Consider the following 17,825-nt stretch of genomic DNA (forward strand, 5'->3'; position numbering starts at 1 on the left):
CTGGTGATAAAAAGCATGACCGGCTTCGGCAGAGTTGAAAAGGTGTCTGGTCCCTATCAGTTCAGAGTCGAGATGAAGTCTTTGAATTCGAAAGGCCTGAACATCATAAACCAGCTGCCCGGGTATCTTTCCATGAAAGAGATAGAGCTGAACAACCTCGTTCAGGAGTACGTGAGCAGAGGAAAAGTCCAAACTCGAGTTCAGGTGAAGTTCCTGGAACCTCCCAAGGTGCTCGAAATAGACAAAAACGTTGTCAGGGCGTATTATTCGATGCTCGATGAGATAGTCGGGGAACTTTCTCTTCCTGAACCTGTGAAACTCTCAGACCTTCTGAACTTCAGAGAGGTCTTTCGAATAGAGCTTTCAGACGAGGAAATAGAAAATATCTGGAACCATCTGGTTCTCATTCTCAGAGAGGCCTTGGAAAAGCTCGTTGAGGAAAGAAAAAAAGAGGGTCAAAAAATAGGTGCGGATCTGAAGAGGATTTTGGAAGACCTTTCGTCTCGAGTTGAAGAAATAGAAAAAATCTCTGATCAGCTTCCTGCACTTTACCGTGAAAAGATAAAGGAAGAAGTGGAGAAGATCCTTCCACAGGATGTCTCCGTGAAAGAAGACATTCTGGAGAATCACGTGGCTTTCATGGCCACCAAAGCCGACATAAGAGAAGAGATCACCCGGCTCAGAAGTCACATAAAAAGAGCTCTTGAGCTAATAGAAAGTGACGAGCCGGTCGGAATGAATCTGGATTTTCTCGGTCAGGAGATGTTGAGGGAGTTGAACACAATCCTTTCCAAGTCTATCTCCGGTGAGATAACCAGCCTTGCTCTCGAGGGGAAGGTACTGGTTTCTCAGTTCAGGGAGCAGATTCAGAACGTTGAGTGAGGGGGAGAAAGTATGTACGGTCTGATCAACATCGGTTTTGGAAACGTGGTAGCGGGTGACCGTGTGATCGCTATCGTGAACCCCAAGTCCTCTCTTTTGAAGAGAATGAAAGACGAGGCGAAGCTTGAAGGAAAGCTCATTGATGCCACGTATGGAAGAAAAACAAGATCGATCATCATCACGGACAGCAACCATATCATTCTGAGTGCCATCCAGCCGGAAACGATCGCTCAGAGATTCATGGAGAACTTCTACGAGATAGAAAGAGTATTGAGAGAAACGAAAAAATAGGAGTGTGACCAATGAAAGGACAGCTTTTCGTCATCTGTGGTCCTTCCGGTGCGGGGAAAACCAGTATAATCAAAGAAGTTCTCAAAAGACTGGACAACGTAGTTTTCTCCGTTTCCTGCACGACAAGGCCGAAGCGCCCTCACGAGGAGGATGGCAAGGATTATTTCTTCATCACAGAGGAAGAGTTTCTGAAGCGCGTCGAAAGAGGGGAGTTCCTCGAGTGGGCCCGTGTCCACGGCCATCTCTATGGGACCCTTCGCTCCTTTGTGGAATCTCATATCAATGAAGGAAAAGATGTTGTACTCGACATAGACGTTCAGGGTGCTCTCTCGGTAAAGAAGAAATACTCAAACGCGGTGTTCATTTACGTGGCTCCTCCATCCTATGCGGATCTGAGGGAGCGCATCCTCAAAAGGGGAACGGAGAGAGAAGCGGACGTGCTTGTAAGACTCGAAAATGCCAAGTGGGAACTCATGTTCATGGATGAGTTCGATTACATCGTGATAAACGAAAATCTCGAAGATGCTGTAGAGATGGTCATGTCGATTGTGAGGTCCGAAAGAGCGAAAGTCACCAGAAATCAAGAGAGGATAGAACGCTTCAAGATGGAGGTGAAAGGATGGAAAAGATGGTGAAGTTCAACATCAAGTACGATGAACTGCTTAAGAAAATACCGTATAAGTACGCCATACCCGTTGTTGTGGCAAAGCGTGCGGAAGCGATCAGAGAATACGCCAAACCGTTTGTGATCACAGATGATGAGAATCCTGTAAGTATCGCCTTCATGGAGCTCAGCCTGAATTACATCAGGATCAAAAACGAGGAGATACTGAAAGCGCTCATTCCGAAGGTGAAGTGAAGGTGAAGATAATACTCGGTGTCAGCAGTGGCATAGCGATATACAAAGCCGTGGACCTGGCAAGTAAGTTGAGAAAAGAAGGACATGAACTTTACGTGGTGATGACGCCGGACGCCACCAGAATGATTTCTCCGGTGGTGTTTTCTGCCGTTGGAAACTGTTCTGTGTACCACGACTGGATGGATGTCAGGAATGGCTGGATCCCGCACACCGATCTTTCCAGAACGACAGACGTGCTCGTTGTTGCCCCCGCAACCGCGAACACCATTTCAAAGATCGCGAATGGAATAGCGGACAATCTTCTCACACTCGTCGCTCTCGCTTTTGATAAAGACGCGAAGATTCTCGTTCCCACGATGAATTACCGTATGTACAGCAACAAACTGTTTCAAGAGAATCTTGAAAAGCTAAAAAACAACGGCTGGTTCGTTGTGGAACCCGAAGAAGGCCATCTCGCGTGCGGTGAGGTCGGAAAGGGAAGATATCCGGAGAACGAGAAGATAGTCGAAGCAATACACCTTTTGACTTTTCCAAAGAAGCTCGCCGGAAAAAAGGTTCTTATCACCGCGGGACCAACAAGAGAGCGTATAGACGCTGTGAGGTTCATCACCAATGCGAGTTCTGGAAAGATGGGATACGCGCTGGCAACTGTCGCAAAGAGGATGGGAGCCCGTGTTTCTCTTGTATCCGGCCCAACGTCTTTGAAACCACCTTACTATGTTGATGAATTTGTGAGAGTGGAAAGCGCTGAAGAGATGTACGAAGAGGTGATGAAGAGATTCGAAGATACGGACATCGTGATAATGAACGCCGCCGTGGGAGATTACAGGCCGAAGAAGGTCTTTGAAGGAAAGCTGAAGAAAACAGAGGACGAGCTCGTTCTCCATCTCGAAAGAACGAAGGATATTCTCAAGGAGCTCGGACAGAGAAAGTCACATCAGATTCTTGTGGGATTCGCGGCTGAGGTTGAAAATTTCGAGGAGAACGCTGTGAAGAAACTGAAGGAAAAGAATCTGGATTTGCTCGTGCTGAACGATGCTCGAAAAGCGTTCTCTTCCGACAGAGTGGAGGTCTATATATACGGCAGAGACGGTTTCATCAAAAGGATTGATGAAGATGACAAGATTCGTGTGGCTCGCGGTATTCTTGATGTTGTTTCAGACCTTGCTGGCGGATCACCTTCTTGAACTGAAGAGCGTTTCTGAAGATCGTGTGACTCTCTCTGTGAAAAAACTCTACGAAGGAGAAATAACGACCTTTCTTCTCTACTCCCCAACGGGATTTGTGCTCCCTGAAAAAGTGAAAAACAGCGATTACACCTTCGAGGTGGATTTCGAAGGCCCCTTCTTTCCAATTGTTGAAGGTGTGAATTCTTTCGGGAAGAGAATGTACCGTGTGGCACCTCAGGTTTTAAGGGTACCTCTGGAGAAACCCGAAATAAGAGTGATCTCGGACATAAAAAACGGAGAAGTTCTGGTGTACGTGTTCATTCAGTCTCCAGAAGGTGTGGTACCTGTCTCGTTAAACCTGGAGGGAAAGAGATTCAGATTCTTCAACCTGGAAGGGAAGTGGATCTGCGTCTTCAAGTCCTTTCTCGAAGATGGTGCGCACGAACTGGAAATTACTTTCAACGGTCCATACGGTTACACCTTCAGCTTGAAGAAAGAAATCTACGTTATAAAACGCGTTGCGGTACCTATGAGGGGAGAAGATGGCGCTTTCGACTACACTGTGTTTGCCGAGCACGTTGTGAAGAGAGGAGAAACACTCTGGAACATAGCCAATCAATACGGTGTGAGAGTTGGAGACATCGTTTTGATAAACCGCCTGGAAGATCCCGACAGGATAGTGGCTGGTCAGGTTTTGAAGATCGGAAGGGTCTATTTCCGGGAGAATCCGGTTACGATAGTTGTGAATCTGTTTTCGTCTAAGCTCGCTCTTTACTACGATGGGGTTCTGCTCAAAGTTTATCCCGTGGCCCTTGGAAGGAGTGACGCCACACCTCCGGGACGTTACTGGGTTCTCAGAAAAGAGATAGATCCTGCCCTCTACTGGTTTGGGGAGTACATATCCCCCAGAACCCCTCTCAACGGACTTGGAACGAGGTATCTGCAGTTATCGGATCCCACGTATGCGATACACGGCACCTCGAAACCGTGGGAAATAGGAAAAAGGATCTCGCACGGTTGTATCAGGATGTTCAACAGAGATGTGGAAGAAATCGACGCTTTCGCTGGTGTTGGAACGGAAGTTGTGGTGGTGAAGGAAGATAAAGAATTTCCAGAAAGGATCTATTAAAAAAATGAAAGCGGGGATTACCCCCGCTTTTTTTACCATGCGCTTCTTCTGCCTTTTTTCTCGAGTCTCTTCTTGTATTCGGAAAGCTTCTGACTGCTTTCTTTCAAGAATCTGGATAGCTTCTTCTCGAAATCCGCATTTTTCTTCTCTTCCGATTTCTCACCTGTCTTTGGTGTTTCTTCTTCAAGATCTTTCAGGGAAAGTTCCCAGCCGCCGTTTCTGGCTCTTCCTATCACCTTCGCGGATATCTCCTGCCCCTCGTGAAGGTAATCTTCGATTCTCTTCACATAGTTTTTGGAGATCTTGGAAATGTGGATGAATCCTCTTTCCCCCCCTTCGATATCCACGAAGGCTCCGTACTTCACGATCTTAGAAACCTTTCCCTTCACAAGTTCACCAACTTTCACAAAAAACCCTCCTCACAAAAGTGATATTGCCTCTCAATAGTTGTCTCCGTACTTCCTTCTGAACTTCTCCACTCTACCCTCCGTATCCACTATGAGAACGCCACCTTTTCCACCGGAGGTGTAGAACGGATGGCATTTGGAACACACGTCGATTCTTATATTGTCAACCGTCGTGTAAAAAGTGTGCTCAGCACCACACGCACACTTAACAGTTACGAGCTTCATCTCTGGATGTATTCCCTTTTTCACCGTGTCCTCACCTCTCCATGAATATTATTACGTCTCACATGCCAAATGGTACCATATGTGAGACCAAAAATCAAGTGGAGAAAGAAAATTTAAGCCCCCGGGCGGGGGCTGATTCGTCTCTTTACTGAACCACTTTCACGTGCGCTGCCTGTGGACCTTTCTTGCCTTCCTGAATCTCGAACTCGACGACCTGACCTTCCTTCAGAGTTTTGAAACCTTCCATTTCGATGGCTGACCAGTGTACGAACACGTCTCCTCCTTCGTCCTTTGTAATGAATCCGTAGCCCTTCTTGGCATCGAACCACTTAACCTTTCCTCTCATAACACATGCCTCCTTAACAAAAGATGGTACTGATCAATCATAACACTTCGTAGATGGATATGTCAAGATGTATTGAATTCCAATCCCCAAAATGGGATGTACTTTCTGTCTTGTGTAGTAAAATAAGAACATCGAGGGGTGATGATGTGGCACCGAGAAAATTGAGCGATATCATAAGAAGCTTTGTTTACAAGAAAAATCTGATTTTCATTTTTCTTCTATCGTTCGTGATAGCTGTTTTTGTTTTTATAGTAACCTACTACATTGACCAAAAAGACTGGCTCGAAAAGATCACCCTTGTTTCGAACGAGTGGGAAAGGACAATCGATCACTATTACGATGTCCTCGATTTCTTCGCAGATCGCAGTAAAGATTTTGAAAACCCCGGAACGATTCTCCAGGTTTTGAAGCTGATTCGTGAACACTTCGGAGATTACATAGCTTATCCCATCTTTGCTACTCCGGATGGCACTTACTACATATATCCCCTTTACACGTTTCCTCCCGATTTCGACCCAAGGGAGAGACCCTGGTATAAAGTTGCTGTCGAGAACCCCAACTCTGCTGTGATTACCCCGCCCTTAACTCACAGGATTCTCGGTGTCGTCACTTTCGCCATTTCAAGGGCAATCTTTGACGAACGTGGAAACCTTCTCGGTGTTCTTGGAATCGATATCGTTCCATCAAAGGTGATGAAAGATCTTCTGCAGCCGGGCATGTACGTTCTTTCAGAAGACGGAACGGTTCTTCTTCAAAACGGTGATATCTATGTGAAACTCGATCCCGAAGACTTCGAATCGACAGATCGCGGTGCGAAAATAAGCATGTCTGGTGTTGCATTTTTCAGAAAAACGGGATCCACGGTCTTTGTGATCCAGGTACCGCTCTTTGTCTTTCTCAGAAATTCTCTTCTTCACTTGGGTTATGTTATAGGGTTAGCCTTCATAATTTCTTTCCCGATCGTTCGAAAAGTGTCTAAGTTGATCGACAGGGAACTCAGAATTCCACTCGAAGTGTTCTCGAAAGCTTCAAAAGAGTACCTGCGTTCCAGAATCTTTGATCTTGGAGATGTATCCTCAAACATCCTGGAGATCAACCAGCTCATCGATGAAGTCTCCGATATGATCACCATCATTGAATCCCAGAGAGAAGAGCTCGAAGCATCTTACGAGGAGCTCGAAGCGTCTTACTCTGAACTTCAAAAGATGGCACAGGAGATAGAGGAAAAAAGCCGAGCTGTCGAAGAAGCGTACGAATTTTTCACCTACAAACTGGTGGATATTGTGGAAGGTTTCGACGAGCCGACTGGAAACCACGTCAGAAGAGTTCAGGAACTGTCGAAGTTTTTCGCCGAAGAGATGGGTCTCGATGAGGATCTTGTTCACAAAATATATCTGTACGCTCCGCTCCACGACATTGGAAAGATAAAGGTCCCCAAGGAGATTTTGAACAAAAAGGGAAAGCTCACGGCAGAAGAATGGGAAATCATGAAGAAGCACACAATTTGGGGTGGAGAGCTACTCTCAGGCAGAAAAGAACTGGAAGTTGCAAGAAACATAGCCCTCTACCACCACGAAAACTACGACGGAACGGGCTATCCATTCGGCCTGAAAGACGACGAGATCCCCATAGAAGCGCAGATCGTCAAGATAGTTGATGTTTACGATGCCCTGCGCTCAGAAGGACCTTACAAAAAAGCTTTGTCCCATGAAGAGGCCGTCAGGGTGATTCTCGAGGGAGATGGAAGAACCTCACCGTCAAATTTTCATCCCAAGCTGATCGAGATTTTCAGAGAAAAACACGAAAAGATTAGAGAAATCTGGGAACAAACATACAGTGAATAAGTGATGCTGGAAGTCGAAAACAGCTTGACTTTTCCTCATATATATGTAAAATACATATATAGGAGGTGAGAATATGTGGTGGGGCAGAGGATACGGATGGAGAAAAGGCTGGGGCTGGCGAGGAGGATTCGGTTTTGGAGGAGGGCCATGGTGGGCTTACTACGATTGCCCTCCAGTGCCACCTTCTCCTGAAGAGAAAAAAGAAATGCTTCTGGATTACAAAAGATACCTGGAAGAAGAGCTCAGATACGTTGAAGAGAGACTGAAAGAGCTTGAAAACAGGAAGTGAGTGGTATGCCGAGGCTCGACGGAACGGGCCCGATGGGACTTGGGCCGATGACGGGCAGAGGTCTCGGATGGTGCAGGTTCGGTGGTAGCTGGGCAAGACCCTGGAGATGGTGGAGAGGTTTTGGTTATGGATGGAGAAGAGGATGGCCATTTGGAATGGGCCTTGCCCGGAGACATGGAAGAGGATGGAGAGGCTGGTGGTAATATGAAGGGGGTATCAACCCCCTTCAGTTTTTGAGCGGAGGGAAAAAGATGCGAATACACGTTCTGTGTGATGATTCATCTCAAAATGGATTTGAAAGCGAACACGGTTTTTCTGTTCTTGTGGATTCCGTTCTTTTCGATACGGGGAAATCCGATGTGTTTCTCAAAAACGCGCGAAAGCTGGGAATTGATCTTCCAAAGGACGTGCTCATCAGTCATGGTCACTACGATCACGCGGGGGGTCTTTTGTATCTTTCAGGAAAAAGAGTGTGGCTCAGAAAAGAAGCCCTGGATCCGAAGTATTCCGGAGAAAGATACGCAGGAGCCGACTGGAATGAAATATTCAAGAAGAACACAGGGAAGCTCGTGATCGAAAAGATCACCGAGATCGGGAAAAACATGTTCCTTCTGGGACCAGCGAATCTGAGAGGAAAGGTCCCCACAGGAGACTTCTTCGTTGAGAGAAACGGTGAGAGGCGAAAAGATCTCTTCGAGGACGAACAGACTCTGGTTGTGAGAACAAAGGAAGGTCTGGTTGTCATAACTGGGTGTTCTCACCGCGGGATCGACAACATTCTCCTCGACATCGCGGAGACCTTCAACGAGCGCATCAAAATGGTAATGGGAGGCTTCCATCTTCTGAAATCTTCCGATGATGAGATAGAGAAAATCGTGAAGGTTTTCAACGAGCTTGGAGTTGAAACCGTGGTCCCCTGTCACTGCACGGGTGAAAGAGCAGTTGATATCTTCAAAAGAGAATTCCTCGGAAAAATCATGGATTGCTACGCGGGTTTGAAACTTGAGGTTTCAGCCTGAAAAACTCCGAAAGATATTTTTCAAGGATTCCCACGACCTCTTGATCGAGAGGCATTTTCTTCATGAGAGCTACAGCGTCTTCTGGCTTCATAGCTTTTCTGTAGGGCCTGTCGCTGGTAAGGGCGTCGAACACATCCGCTACCGCTAAAATCCTGGCAAGGAGCGGTATCTCTCCATCTTTCAAACCGAAAGGATATCCAGAACCATCCATCCTTTCGTGATGGTATAGAACCACAGGGACAGCAAAGGACAGCTCCGGATATTCCCTCAATATGTCTGCACCAACGATGGAGTGTTTTTTGATTTCCTCGAATTCTTCATCTGTGAGCTTTCCGGGTTTGTTCAAGATGTGTTCTGGTACAGCGATCTTTCCTATTTGACCTCCTCCCAATCCCCTAAAGGGGATGGGACTTTTGGTGGCTCTCAGGCCACCTTCCATGGAGCCAAAGATGCTCCATGGCCACAGAGGTGTGGATGAAACCTCACACCTCTGACGGGGGCCAAGCCCGCTACTACCTGGCCTGTGCCAGGATACCTTTTCCAGATGTTGATTGCTCCAACTCCGTCCCTGTGATACTCAAAACCGCAGGCTTTGCAGTGGTATCTTCTTCCATTCGGCTTGTTCTTTGCACCACAGACAGGGCACGTCTTGCTTGTATTCGCTTCTGAGATGAGTTTCACTTCGATTCCGAACTGCTCTGCTTTGTACCTTATCATCTCGATGAGTTTTCTGAACTGCCACTGGTGGATCTTCTGGTTCGCGTTGTCGCTGTAGTCCGCTCTTTCTCTGATCCCTGTGACGTCTCCTATCACGATGGTTCTGATTTGCTTTCTGAGGCACAGTCCGATGAAGCTGACTTGTGATCTTGTGCATGATGTCGTTGATCTGGTTTCTGAGCCGTCTCAGGACTCTTTTCTTTGCACGAACAAGCTTGTTGTACCTTCTTGATCCCTTCTTGCACTCTGCTATGGCAGACTGAAAACTTGCAAGGCGTTTGTTTCGATAGCGAAGAGTGCTGCTGAGGACTCCTCCGTGGTAGCTGATGACTTCTTTTCCATCAAAGCACGTAATGGGACGGAGCACTCCAAGGTCGACCGCCATAACACCAGAGCCAGCATTCTTCTCTTCAATCTCCACCTCTATCGCAAGGTGGAGATAGTATCCATCTTCAAAGACAAGTCTTGTCTGTTTGATGCGAAGGGGAGGTTTGAGAGGTGTTTGTACAACAAATGATTCTCGTTCTTTGCCCAAAGACAGTCTTAGGGTACCGTCTGGCAGAAGTTTTACAGCGCTTTCTTTCCATATGAACGGCAGATAGCGTTTTTTCTTGTGGGGAGGTTTTGCATCTTGATTCTTTTTGGCTGCTTTGAAGTACCCTTTGAGGGCTTGAAAGTAGAGCTGAACAAATGCCTGCTTTGAATGGACGTGGATTTTGATGTTTTCTGCCCAGCGGAGGATGTATTTGTCTGCGGTGGGCCAGGACAGCCAGAAGCCTTTCTTTTGGTGTATCTTTCGCACAAGAGACATCGTTTTGTTGTAAATTCTTGCTGTTGTGCGGTTGAGTTCTTCGCATGTTTGACTCAGGTGTCCTGGTACGGCGAGTTTGTAGGTTCGTATCACACGTGTCCGGGCATTTTCCCACTCCTCGTGCTAATTGTAACACAGTTGAACTACAACAACCACTTACTATCCCCCTGAAGGGGGATAGCTTGCGTGGTTGGGGTTCTGTCATGGAGTCGGCCTGCTATTCCAAGCTCTTTCAGTTCTTTCTTGTTAAGTCCCAATTTCTTTCCTAAGAGAACAGCGATTCTCGAAGTGTATTCCGGGTGAAGGGCTGTGTAGTGATCTTTCTTGTCGATAATTTTGATCAGTCTTTCGAGCCCTTCTGTTTCATAGTGAAACTTCAAAATAGACCTCACAAAAATGGAGCGAATGATGAGTATAATTGCGAGTCCTCCAAGTGAACTCCAGAAAGAAGCTGCAAACCATTTATTGCCGGGCTTACTCTTGTACTCTAAACCCCAGAACGTCTTCTTTCCTCCCTTTCGAAACTCCACAGAAGCACCGATTGAGTTCAAAATACTGGCCACATCCCATTCTACATACGCTGTCCTGTCAGCTATCATTTCTTCCCCCATGCTGTCGTATATTTTGAACAGTGCCCAGAGTCTTTCCCCATCCGATTCCACTCTGTAGTATTCTTCTTCGAAACTCGGGGGTTGATTAAGGATCTTTATTTCTTTGATGTGTGGATCTAAAGACTTTATTTCCTCAAAGGCTTCTTCGTTGAATTCTTCATCGTTTTTTTCTATCGCTTCTTTCAGTTCTGTCCACTGAAAGTATCCACTCGATACGAGATCTACAGACCGCTGAACGATAGTTTTGAAAACCTCGAGTTGATAGTCTTCCAGTTTCTTCTGGTAGTGGATTTGAACAAAAGCCACTCCAAAGAAAATGAGCATTGCGACGACTAAGAAAATCCATTTGTAACGTTTCAGATACAAAAATCATCCCCCCGAGTTTTTTCAAGCCGCTTCTTCGGATGGTTTTGAGAAAAAGCCAACTATCGCGAGAATATCACCCACGAACATGAGTATGAAACCCACCCCGAAAACAACAAGAAGGATCGCTCCCCATTTGTAGAAAGACGCGGTGGTGTTGAAGACTGAGATTTTCAAACTCTCGGCGAGCATCCTGTAGGCTTTCACCTTGTAAACGAGGGCTATTATTCCAAGAACAACGATGGTTACGAAGCCGGCTAAGTCACACCACCAGCGAACAGACCGCCCGCGAAGAGTGAAGCAACGAGTGAAACAGAGAAGATCACAGAAACGATCAACAGCAAAACAGCGGGTATCAAGAGGTAGTTGAAGATTCTTCTTTCCCCCACTTGCTGTGAAATGTTGTATATGCCGATGAGAAACAGTATGAGCCCCACAAGAGAAAAGATCCACCCTACCACTGGCACCGCACCGAACAGTTTGAATATCATCCCTACCCCCGCTAACGTTTTCGCAGTGGAAAGATTCATCGTATCACCTCCACCTGAAATTGTACCAGACAAGACCGATCCACTCGTAGATGGCCCGTGAATTCAGATAGAAAGAGGTGGCATTCGGAAGGAAATCTACGAACTCCGGATCTCCAAAGTAGAATCCAGCGGGGTACGGTGTTACACTCTGGAAAAAACTTTTGAAAGTGGAAACAGCCCTTCTCATGTGAATCGAATCGGTTACCAGAATGATGGGCACATCTCCTATTTTTTCCCTCGTGAAAAAGGCGTTTTCGTACGTGTTTCTCGATCTGTCTTCAACGGTGATCTTCTCCTCGGGAACACCCAGCGAAACAAGGTAGTCTTTCATTATCATCGCTTCCGGCCTCAGCCCGGTTAGGCTACCACCGGTTACGAGTATAGGCATTTTTGTCTTCTGGTAGATCTGTACACCTGTCAGAAGCCTTCTCAGAGTGGCATCGCTGAGGTTGTCACCCGCCTTCGTGTTTCTTTCCACACCACCACCGAGAACAACGATCACAGCATCGTTTGGAAGCGTTGCAGGAACATCGAGGTTTTTCTCGAGAGACCAGAGAAAGAGAAACTCCCCCACGTAACTGCTGAAAAGATACGCGGTCACTGCCAAAGCCAAGAGGAACCATCTTGCTTTTTTGAAAAAGAAACTCCCCACGATCAACAGGAGTATGAAAAGACCGGGTGTTACCAGAAATGCTCCGATGATTTTTTGAAGGAACATCCTTCCACCTCCACGTTTATGATTTTAAACGACTGTCGATAATCATAGGGGGAGGATGAAGAATGGACGTCTGGAAAGTCCTGGGAAGATACAGCAACGTACTCGTTCTCTCGAGGAAAAACAGCATCCTCATCCTCGAGATAAACGGTAAGGCACCGAAGCCGGGAGAGAGTGTGAGAGTCTGGAACAACAAGGTTATGACCGGAAAGGAGCTCAAAGCGAAGCTCCTGGCGCGCTTCGATGAAGAACTCTCCCTCAAGGTTCTCAAAGTGCCGGGTCTTCTGGAGTTCTTGCACGACATTTCCCGCGGGTTTGATAAGAAGTACGTTCACTTCGTGAAGTTGTTCATGAAGTACCTCGTTCCATCTCGATTCCTCAAGATGAACGATGAAGAAAAGAAGATCATAATGAAATCTCTTCCTGAGGTTTTCGAGTCAGGACCTTCCAGCTTTCGAATCAGGTTTTCCGTCAAGAGCTTCTTTGAGTACGTTCAAAAGAACTTTCCAATCAATCGGAATATAAATGAAGAGGCTCTCAGAAGAACATTCACTTTGAAAAGACCCATCTTTTCCACCGAAGAGTACGATGTCTATCAGGTGAATGAACCGCTCTCTAAGGGATTCGTAGGTAAGAACTACATGGCACTGCCTTTCTCTGGAAAGTACCAGATTGTTGTTTTCAGAAGGAGAAACTTTCCGTTTGTCGAATTCAAACTCAAGGAGGGGCCGGATCTGACCTTCTTTGAAGATTTTGTGAACGACAAAGTAGCGGTTGAGAAAAGAGAAAACGGCTGGGTCCTCATCTGGAAAGACAGAGAAATGATGGAGTTTGAACTTCCAGACAAAGAACTCCTCCCAAGACCTGAAAAACTGGTGGACGATGACCTCTTAGATGCCGTCTTTCTTTTGAACAGCCTTCTGGAAAAAAACGTCAGGTTCGCTTCGATGCCTTCTTTCGGCATTCAGGAAATGTGGTGGGAGAAAGAAAACAATAGAGTGATCCTTGTTGTTAACTCTGTGCGGTTCGGCAGGGTCGTTGCCGACGTGATTTTGGAAGGCAGATCCCTTTCGGTGAAATTCTACGCTGAAAAGAATTCGGAGGAATTGTCTGCTCACAGCGAAGAGCTTCAGAAGGAATTCGAAAGATTGGGATTGATCGCGCACGTCTTCTTTTTGAGAAAAGATCCCATGAACTGGGAGGGATTCAATGCATACGGATGAGATAAAAAAAGCAGTGGCTTTGAAATACGATCCCTCCAGAACGAGTGCACCTGAGGTTGTGGCAAAGGGTGTGGGTGAAGTTGCAGAAAGGATAATCGAGGTGGCCAAAAGGTATGGCATACCAATAGAAGAAAGGCCGGATATCATAGACGATCTTTTGAGACTTGATCTTTTCTCAGAGATTCCTGAAGAGATGTACCTTGTAATCGCTGAGATATACGCCTTTCTGAAAAGATACGACAAATGAAAAGAGGTCCCCGAACGTGGGGACCTCTGCGTGGTCGGGGCGACTGGACTTGAACCAGCGACCTCTTGCGCCCCATGCAAGCGCGCTAGCCACCTGCGCCACGCCCCGCCGTTTTTATATTTTATCACAGGATGTGAAGATTTCAACCCTTATGGATTTTCAGTCTGGAGATCGGGATTTGATCTTTTGTAGAGCTGTCAGATGTGGTGGTATCTGGAAAAGTTTAACTCCCCCACTTGATTTTCTTTCTGATATGGTTTAAAATTACCCTTGGATGGCCCCATAGGATAACGGCCAGTCCGCCGGATTCTCAGTCCGGAGGTCGGGGTTCGATTCCCCGTGGGGCTGCCAGATGAAATAGCAGAAGTGTAAAGGGATGCCAAAGGCATCCCTGTTTTTGTTTTAACTGGTATCTTTCTGCTTTCCAGCGATTCTCAAAAAACACCTTGCTTTTTCAGACGAAATTTTAATATAATACAACATTAAAACTTCATTCAATGACAGGGGGATGATCATGGAAAAGAAAGTGTGTTTTCTGGCCTGTTTGATCTTCTCAGCGGAACACAGGAAGCTGACACGCTTTCAGAAGCGGCGAGGGGACTCGTCAATCAGCTTCAAGCGGTGATAAGCAACACATCTTCGTTTGAAATAAAGGTGCCTCCTCTATGATCTACATTCCAAGTGATTTCGAACAACTCGTGTTGGCAGAAGGCTGGCAGTATCTCTACTATGTGTTTCAGGTAAGTTTCTTTATGCCTGCAACCGTCACATCGATCGAAATCGAGGGAATAACAGAATACAACACAAAGTTCATCCCATTTCTCCTTAACAACAAACCAGATTTCGTCGACAAGACCTATTTCCTTTCTCTGAAGTGCACGACGGAGGATGAAACGACCACGGTGGTTCAGTGGCCGATGATATCGGTGGATGGAAAGTACTACTTCTTCTCGCTGGACATCGTACATACAAGTGAAGGAACCGAAGTTAGACTGTACCCAAAGACACAGCCCATATTGTGATCATTTCTCTATTGAAACCCTGCTTCCCACGCCGAATCTGTGCCTTTCAAAGAAGCCTTTCTTCACCTCGAGAGCGTACCTGAAAGGGCCTGGTGCGTAGTAGATCTTGCAGGGTTCCTCTCTGCACGGCTCCATCTCCTGAATGGAGAATATGACACCGTTTCTGTCTATGAAAGCGATCTCAAGGGGAACGTACGTGTTCTTCATCCAGAAACCCGAGCGGGTGTCCTCTTCAAAGACAAAGAGCATCCCGAAATCGTCCGGGATGCTCTTTCTGTACATCAGACCAATGGAGCGAAGAGTAGGGGTGTTTGCTATCTCCACATCCAGTTTGAGTGACTTTTCACCATCTGTGATCACAATTTTTCCTTTTGGGAACTTCACCCTGTCGCTCTGTCCGGATGCAACGACTAAAACAACTATTCCGATCGTGATCAGAAGCGGCAGAAGAAACTTTTGAAGTCTCAAGAAAAGGGGTCTCAAACCCCACATCACCTCAGTTCTGCTATTGTCTTCACTATGTAGCTGTTGAGCAGGCTTTCGAGGTACTCCTGCTTTCCAGATGGAAGTTCGATATCTTCTTTGTCTATTATATACTCTTCGAGTTTTTCGAAATCGGTTTTTCCTTCTACGATCTCTTTTCCAATACCTTCTTTGAAGCTTCTGTATTTTTCCTCGATGAACTTGTCGAATACTCCGTCTTTTACGAGTTTGTACGCTATTTTGAAGCCGAGAGCGAAGGTGTCCATTCCTGCGATGTGACCGATGAAGAGATCTTCTACCTTGTAGGAAGCCCTCCTCACCTTCGCGTCGAAGTTGAGGCCACCTTTTGTGAATCCTCCTGCTTTTATCACTTCGTACATGGCAAGTGTTGTGTCGTAGATGTTCGTTGGGAACTGGTCGGTGTCCCAGCCGAGCAGGAGATCTCCCTGGTTGGCGTCGATGCTTCCGAGTTTTCCGAGGATCCTTGCCATCCTCAGTTCGTGCTGGAAGGTGTGGCCGGCAAGCGTCGCGTGGTTCGCTTCGATGTTGAACTTGAAGTACTCATCAAGGCCGTGGTTCTTCAGGAAAGCGTAGGCCGTTGCCACATCGAAATCGTACTGGTGCTTGGTGGGTTCTTTCGGCTTGGGTTCTATGAGGAACTGTCCGGTGAAGCCGATCTTCTTTGCGTACTCTACTGCCATTCTGAGAAATCTCGCGAGATTTTCGAGTTCCAGCCCGAGATCTGTGTTGAGAAGAGTTTCATAGCCTTCTCTTCCACCCCAGAAGACGTAGCCTTCTCCTCCTAGTTCTTTTGTGATCTCGAGGGCTTTCTTCACCTGGGCTGCCGCGTAGGCAAAGACATCCGCACTGCAGGTCGTCGCGGCGCCGTGCATGTACCTCGGATGGGAGAACAGATTCGCCGTTCCCCAGAGGAGTTTCACGTTGCTGTCCTTCATTCTTTCCTTTATTCTTTCCACCACTTTGTCCAGTATCTTGTTTGTCTCTCTGAGCGTTTTTCCTTCGGGAGCGATGTCTCTGTCGTGGAAACAGAAGTACTCGATGTTGAGCTTTTCGCAGAACTCGAAGAGAGCGTCCACCCTCGCAAAAGCTTTGTCCATGGGATCGGAGAACCTGTTCCATGGGCGTTCAGCGGTTGGATCTCCAAACGGATCTCTTCCCTCGTTCACGAAGGTGTGCCAGAAGGCGACGGAAAACTTCAGGTGATCCTTGAGAGGCTTTCCATCGATCACCTCGTTCGGATCGTAGAACTTGAACGCCAGCGGATTCGTGCTTTCCTTGCCTTCAAACTGAATCTTTGGGATTTCTGGGAAAAATTCCATCATGTAAACACCTCCCTAAATTTTTTCTATCAATCAATTATATACAATCTTGGGGTATCATTTCAAATATTTTTTTAGGATATACTTGAATCTGGGAGGTGTTTTCAATGGAGATCACAAAAAGAATAGAAGAACTCGGAGAAGAAATGGTGGAGTCCCTGAAAAAATTCATCTCCATCAATTCGGTGAATCCCGCCTTTGGAGGCCCAGGAGAGAAAGAAAAGGCCGACTGGCTCGAAGGTCTCCTCAGGGATTTCGGTTTCGAGGTCGAACGCTACGATGTGAAAGACGATAGGGGCATATGGCGATCGAACGTTGTAGCAAAGATTCCAGGAAGAAACAGAGAAAAAACGCTTTGGATCGTGACTCACATCGATACCGTACCACCGGGAGATCTCTCTTTGTGGGAGACGGATCCTTTCGTGCCCGTTGTGAAAGACGGGAAGGTTTACGGTAGGGGAGCCGAAGACAACGGAGGTTCCATGATAGCCTCCATATACGCTGGGAAGGTCCTCATCGACCTTGGTATCACTCCTGAGTACAACTTCGGTCTTGCGCTCGTCGCCGACGAGGAGGCAGGAAGCGGATATGGAATCCAATATCTGATAGAAAAAGGGTTGTTCAGCCCAGAAGACATGTTCCTGGTCCCGGATGCCGGAAACGAAAAGGGAGACTTCATCGAGATCGCAGAGAAGAGTATCCTGTGGTTCAAAGTGACGGTGAACGGAAAACAGGGACACGCTTCAAGACCGAGGACAACGGAGAACGCTCTCAGAAAAGGTGTGTATCTCATAGCGGAGATAGATGAAGCGCTTCACAGGAAATACTCCGATATAGACGAACTCTTCGATGAACCGCTCAGCACGTTCGAACCCACTCGAGCTGAAAAAACTGTGGACAACGTGAACACCGTTCCCGGCAGGTTCGTTTTTTACTTTGACTGCAGGGTTCTGCCCCGCTACGATCTCAACGAAGTGCTGTCCACCATCGAGTCGATTCTAGACGGAAGAGGTGCAGAGCTGGAGGTCGTTGTGAAACAGCCCGCACCCAAGCCAACTCCACCCGATTCGGAACTCGTGGTGAAACTTTCCGATGTTTTGAGAAGTCTAAGAGGGCTGGAAGCGAAAGTGGGAGGTATAGGTGGAGGCACCTGCGCCGCGTTCTTCAGAAAGAAAGGCTGGCCCGCTGTCGTCTGGAGCACAATAGACGGGACTGCTCATCAGCCCAACGAGTACCGAAGGATATCGCACATGGTGGAAGATGCGAAGGTGTTCGCACTTCTCGGAACTGAGAGGTGAATCGA

25 protein-coding genes, 2 tRNA genes and 1 pseudogene are annotated in these 17,825 nt (G+C 46.9%); 16 read left to right on the forward strand and 12 right to left on the reverse strand.

The genetic code is table 11. The features are described from left to right. The first annotated feature begins 3 nt into the window (after window positions 1-3). From CELL2_RS05680 to CELL2_RS05705, 6 genes are read left to right on the forward strand one after another with little or no spacing between them, the layout of a single operon-like run. Window positions 4-882 carry a YicC/YloC family endoribonuclease gene (locus CELL2_RS05680; RefSeq protein ID WP_011943542.1) on the forward strand — a complete coding sequence of 293 codons (879 nt, stop codon included), beginning with the start codon at window positions 4-6 and terminating at the stop codon, window positions 880-882. Window positions 883-894: 12 nt separating this feature from the next. Beyond that, the gene (locus CELL2_RS05685) at window positions 895-1,173 is read left to right on the forward strand and encodes a DUF370 domain-containing protein (RefSeq protein WP_039446220.1); all 279 of its coding nucleotides are present in this window, start codon (window positions 895-897) and stop codon (window positions 1,171-1,173) included. A gap of 11 nt (window positions 1,174-1,184) precedes the next feature. After that, entirely contained in the window at window positions 1,185-1,808 is a 624-nt protein-coding gene (gmk, locus tag CELL2_RS05690; protein ID WP_008194637.1) for a guanylate kinase, read from the forward strand. Then, window positions 1,793-2,032, forward strand: a complete 240-nt coding sequence (locus CELL2_RS05695) for a DNA-directed RNA polymerase subunit omega (RefSeq protein WP_008194639.1) — start codon at window positions 1,793-1,795, stop codon at window positions 2,030-2,032. Before gmk ends, CELL2_RS05695 begins: the two co-directional genes overlap by 16 nt. A 2-nt stretch (window positions 2,033-2,034) precedes the next feature. Continuing rightward, window positions 2,035-3,219: a bifunctional phosphopantothenoylcysteine decarboxylase/phosphopantothenate--cysteine ligase CoaBC gene (gene coaBC / locus CELL2_RS05700; RefSeq protein WP_029683778.1), complete on the forward strand. Its 1,185-nt coding sequence runs from the start codon at window positions 2,035-2,037 to the stop codon at window positions 3,217-3,219. Next, window positions 3,182-4,330: a L,D-transpeptidase family protein gene (locus CELL2_RS05705; RefSeq protein ID WP_038033073.1), complete on the forward strand. Its 1,149-nt coding sequence runs from the start codon at window positions 3,182-3,184 to the stop codon at window positions 4,328-4,330. The genes coaBC and CELL2_RS05705 overlap by 38 nt, the downstream gene beginning before the upstream one ends. Window positions 4,331-4,362: 32 nt before the next feature. On the opposite strand, the gene CELL2_RS05710 is transcribed toward CELL2_RS05705, so the two are convergent. The 3 genes from CELL2_RS05710 to CELL2_RS05720 all read right to left on the reverse strand — a co-directional run bounded on the left by CELL2_RS05710 (window position 4,363) and on the right by CELL2_RS05720 (window position 5,308). Next, window positions 4,363-4,737, reverse strand: a complete 375-nt coding sequence (locus CELL2_RS05710; protein WP_029683776.1) for a S1 RNA-binding domain-containing protein — start codon at window positions 4,735-4,737, stop codon at window positions 4,363-4,365. Window positions 4,738-4,770: 33 nt separating this feature from the next. Next, window positions 4,771-4,986: a 50S ribosomal protein L31 gene (rpmE, locus tag CELL2_RS05715; protein WP_008194646.1), complete on the reverse strand. Its 216-nt coding sequence runs from the start codon at window positions 4,984-4,986 to the stop codon at window positions 4,771-4,773. 121 nt (window positions 4,987-5,107) lie between these two features. Continuing rightward, window positions 5,108-5,308, reverse strand: coding sequence for a cold shock domain-containing protein (locus CELL2_RS05720; RefSeq protein WP_011943539.1), 201 nt, complete (start codon window positions 5,306-5,308; stop codon window positions 5,108-5,110). A gap of 146 nt (window positions 5,309-5,454) precedes the next feature. On the opposite strand from CELL2_RS05720, the gene CELL2_RS05725 reads away from it, so the two are divergent. From CELL2_RS05725 to CELL2_RS05735, 4 genes are all read left to right on the forward strand, one after another. Beyond that, window positions 5,455-7,152 carry an HD domain-containing phosphohydrolase gene (locus tag CELL2_RS05725; RefSeq protein ID WP_038033072.1) on the forward strand — a complete coding sequence of 566 codons (1,698 nt, stop codon included), beginning with the start codon at window positions 5,455-5,457 and terminating at the stop codon, window positions 7,150-7,152. Window positions 7,153-7,225: 73 nt separating this feature from the next. Continuing rightward, on the forward strand, window positions 7,226-7,441 hold the full coding sequence (locus tag CELL2_RS05730) for a DUF5320 domain-containing protein (protein ID WP_038033071.1): 216 nt from the start codon (window positions 7,226-7,228) through the stop codon (window positions 7,439-7,441). Window positions 7,442-7,446: 5 nt separating this feature from the next. Then, window positions 7,447-7,644 (forward strand): DUF5320 domain-containing protein, encoded by a 198-nt coding sequence (locus CELL2_RS09135; RefSeq protein WP_011943536.1) that lies wholly within the window; start codon window positions 7,447-7,449, stop codon window positions 7,642-7,644. A 48-nt stretch (window positions 7,645-7,692) separates the two neighbouring features. Further along, a complete protein-coding gene (locus tag CELL2_RS05735; RefSeq protein ID WP_011943535.1) occupies window positions 7,693-8,460 on the forward strand; it encodes an MBL fold metallo-hydrolase in 768 nt (255 codons plus the stop codon). Here the strand turns inward: CELL2_RS05735 and CELL2_RS05740 are convergent. The 6 genes and pseudogenes from CELL2_RS05740 to CELL2_RS05760 form a co-directional block, all read right to left on the reverse strand. Next, entirely contained in the window at window positions 8,417-8,899 is a 483-nt protein-coding gene (locus CELL2_RS05740) for an HD-GYP domain-containing protein (RefSeq protein WP_011943534.1), read from the reverse strand. The two genes, CELL2_RS05735 and CELL2_RS05740, sit on opposite strands and share 44 nt — an antisense overlap. Continuing rightward, window positions 8,884-10,081: pseudogene (locus CELL2_RS05745) on the reverse strand (RNA-guided endonuclease InsQ/TnpB family protein). The gene CELL2_RS05740 and the pseudogene CELL2_RS05745 overlap by 16 nt, the downstream one beginning before the upstream one ends. A gap of 50 nt (window positions 10,082-10,131) precedes the next feature. Continuing rightward, window positions 10,132-10,965, reverse strand: coding sequence for a hypothetical protein (locus CELL2_RS05750; RefSeq protein WP_038033068.1), 834 nt, complete (start codon window positions 10,963-10,965; stop codon window positions 10,132-10,134). 21 nt (window positions 10,966-10,986) lie between these two features. Next, window positions 10,987-11,169 carry a DUF996 domain-containing protein gene (locus CELL2_RS09800; protein WP_011943649.1) on the reverse strand — a complete coding sequence of 61 codons (183 nt, stop codon included), beginning with the start codon at window positions 11,167-11,169 and terminating at the stop codon, window positions 10,987-10,989. Between the two features lie 50 nt (window positions 11,170-11,219). Then, on the reverse strand, window positions 11,220-11,492 hold the full coding sequence (locus tag CELL2_RS09805) for a DUF996 domain-containing protein (RefSeq protein WP_011943650.1): 273 nt from the start codon (window positions 11,490-11,492) through the stop codon (window positions 11,220-11,222). Window positions 11,493-11,496: 4 nt separating this feature from the next. Continuing rightward, entirely contained in the window at window positions 11,497-12,210 is a 714-nt protein-coding gene (locus tag CELL2_RS05760) for a YdcF family protein (RefSeq protein ID WP_011943651.1), read from the reverse strand. A 62-nt stretch (window positions 12,211-12,272) separates the two neighbouring features. On the opposite strand from CELL2_RS05760, the gene CELL2_RS05765 reads away from it, so the two are divergent. Further along, on the forward strand, window positions 12,273-13,430 hold the full coding sequence (locus CELL2_RS05765; RefSeq protein ID WP_038033067.1) for a hypothetical protein: 1,158 nt from the start codon (window positions 12,273-12,275) through the stop codon (window positions 13,428-13,430). After that, on the forward strand, window positions 13,417-13,677 hold the full coding sequence (locus CELL2_RS05770) for a FlhB-like flagellar biosynthesis protein (RefSeq protein WP_011943653.1): 261 nt from the start codon (window positions 13,417-13,419) through the stop codon (window positions 13,675-13,677). The genes CELL2_RS05765 and CELL2_RS05770 overlap by 14 nt, the downstream gene beginning before the upstream one ends. 31 nt (window positions 13,678-13,708) lie before the next feature. Here CELL2_RS05770 and CELL2_RS05775 read toward each other — a convergent pair. After that, window positions 13,709-13,785, reverse strand: a tRNA-Pro gene (locus tag CELL2_RS05775). A 168-nt stretch (window positions 13,786-13,953) separates the two neighbouring features. On the opposite strand from CELL2_RS05775, the gene CELL2_RS05780 reads away from it, so the two are divergent. The 3 genes from CELL2_RS05780 to CELL2_RS05785 all read left to right on the forward strand — a co-directional run bounded on the left by CELL2_RS05780 (window position 13,954) and on the right by CELL2_RS05785 (window position 14,699). Further along, window positions 13,954-14,028 (forward strand) — tRNA-Glu (locus tag CELL2_RS05780). Window positions 14,029-14,205: 177 nt separating this feature from the next. Next, window positions 14,206-14,346, forward strand: a complete 141-nt coding sequence (locus tag CELL2_RS09365) for a hypothetical protein (RefSeq protein WP_155810312.1) — start codon at window positions 14,206-14,208, stop codon at window positions 14,344-14,346. Beyond that, window positions 14,343-14,699, forward strand: coding sequence for a hypothetical protein (locus CELL2_RS05785; protein ID WP_200877802.1), 357 nt, complete (start codon window positions 14,343-14,345; stop codon window positions 14,697-14,699). The genes CELL2_RS09365 and CELL2_RS05785 overlap by 4 nt, the downstream gene beginning before the upstream one ends. Here CELL2_RS05785 and CELL2_RS05790 read toward each other — a convergent pair whose 3' ends face one another. Further along, complete coding sequence (locus tag CELL2_RS05790) at window positions 14,700-15,191, reverse strand: DUF192 domain-containing protein (RefSeq protein ID WP_012896351.1); 492 nt, start codon at window positions 15,189-15,191, stop codon at window positions 14,700-14,702. Then, the gene (gene xylA, locus CELL2_RS05795) at window positions 15,191-16,525 is read right to left on the reverse strand and encodes a xylose isomerase (RefSeq protein ID WP_038033066.1); all 1,335 of its coding nucleotides are present in this window, start codon (window positions 16,523-16,525) and stop codon (window positions 15,191-15,193) included. Before xylA ends, CELL2_RS05790 begins: the two co-directional genes overlap by 1 nt. A 104-nt stretch (window positions 16,526-16,629) precedes the next feature. On the opposite strand from xylA, the gene CELL2_RS05800 reads away from it, so the two are divergent. Next, window positions 16,630-17,820, forward strand: a complete 1,191-nt coding sequence (locus CELL2_RS05800; RefSeq protein ID WP_038033065.1) for a M20 family metallo-hydrolase — start codon at window positions 16,630-16,632, stop codon at window positions 17,818-17,820. Window positions 17,821-17,825: the final 5 nt, after the last annotated feature.

It is taken from the genome of Thermotoga sp. Cell2, assembly GCF_000789375.1.
GTDB lineage: Bacteria > Thermotogota > Thermotogae > Thermotogales > Thermotogaceae > Thermotoga > Thermotoga petrophila.

Excerpts from the sequence above, each read along its gene's own strand:
- CELL2_RS05695 (WP_008194639.1), top strand. The coding sequence starts at position 1,793 with ATGGAAAAGATGGTGAAGTTCAACATCAAGTACGATGAACTGCTTAAG.
- CELL2_RS05760 (WP_011943651.1), bottom strand. The coding sequence starts at position 12,210 with ATGTTCCTTCAAAAAATCATCGGAGCATTTCTGGTAACACCCGGTCTT.
- CELL2_RS05720 (WP_011943539.1), bottom strand. The coding sequence starts at position 5,308 with ATGAGAGGAAAGGTTAAGTGGTTCGATGCCAAGAAGGGCTACGGATTC.
- CELL2_RS05730 (WP_038033071.1), top strand. The coding sequence starts at position 7,226 with ATGTGGTGGGGCAGAGGATACGGATGGAGAAAAGGCTGGGGCTGGCGA.
- gmk (WP_008194637.1), top strand. The coding sequence starts at position 1,185 with ATGAAAGGACAGCTTTTCGTCATCTGTGGTCCTTCCGGTGCGGGGAAA.
- xylA (WP_038033066.1), bottom strand. The coding sequence starts at position 16,525 with ATGATGGAATTTTTCCCAGAAATCCCAAAGATTCAGTTTGAAGGCAAG.
- CELL2_RS05685 (WP_039446220.1), top strand. The coding sequence starts at position 895 with ATGTACGGTCTGATCAACATCGGTTTTGGAAACGTGGTAGCGGGTGAC.
- CELL2_RS05790 (WP_012896351.1), bottom strand. The coding sequence starts at position 15,191 with ATGTGGGGTTTGAGACCCCTTTTCTTGAGACTTCAAAAGTTTCTTCTG.
- CELL2_RS09805 (WP_011943650.1), bottom strand. The coding sequence starts at position 11,492 with ATGAATCTTTCCACTGCGAAAACGTTAGCGGGGGTAGGGATGATATTC.
- CELL2_RS05785 (WP_200877802.1), top strand. The coding sequence starts at position 14,343 with ATGATCTACATTCCAAGTGATTTCGAACAACTCGTGTTGGCAGAAGGC.
- CELL2_RS09135 (WP_011943536.1), top strand. The coding sequence starts at position 7,447 with ATGCCGAGGCTCGACGGAACGGGCCCGATGGGACTTGGGCCGATGACG.
- CELL2_RS05740 (WP_011943534.1), bottom strand. The coding sequence starts at position 8,899 with ATGGAAGGTGGCCTGAGAGCCACCAAAAGTCCCATCCCCTTTAGGGGA.
- CELL2_RS05765 (WP_038033067.1), top strand. The coding sequence starts at position 12,273 with ATGGACGTCTGGAAAGTCCTGGGAAGATACAGCAACGTACTCGTTCTC.
- CELL2_RS05705 (WP_038033073.1), top strand. The coding sequence starts at position 3,182 with ATGTTGTTTCAGACCTTGCTGGCGGATCACCTTCTTGAACTGAAGAGC.
- CELL2_RS05770 (WP_011943653.1), top strand. The coding sequence starts at position 13,417 with ATGCATACGGATGAGATAAAAAAAGCAGTGGCTTTGAAATACGATCCC.
- CELL2_RS05735 (WP_011943535.1), top strand. The coding sequence starts at position 7,693 with ATGCGAATACACGTTCTGTGTGATGATTCATCTCAAAATGGATTTGAA.
- CELL2_RS05800 (WP_038033065.1), top strand. The coding sequence starts at position 16,630 with ATGGAGATCACAAAAAGAATAGAAGAACTCGGAGAAGAAATGGTGGAG.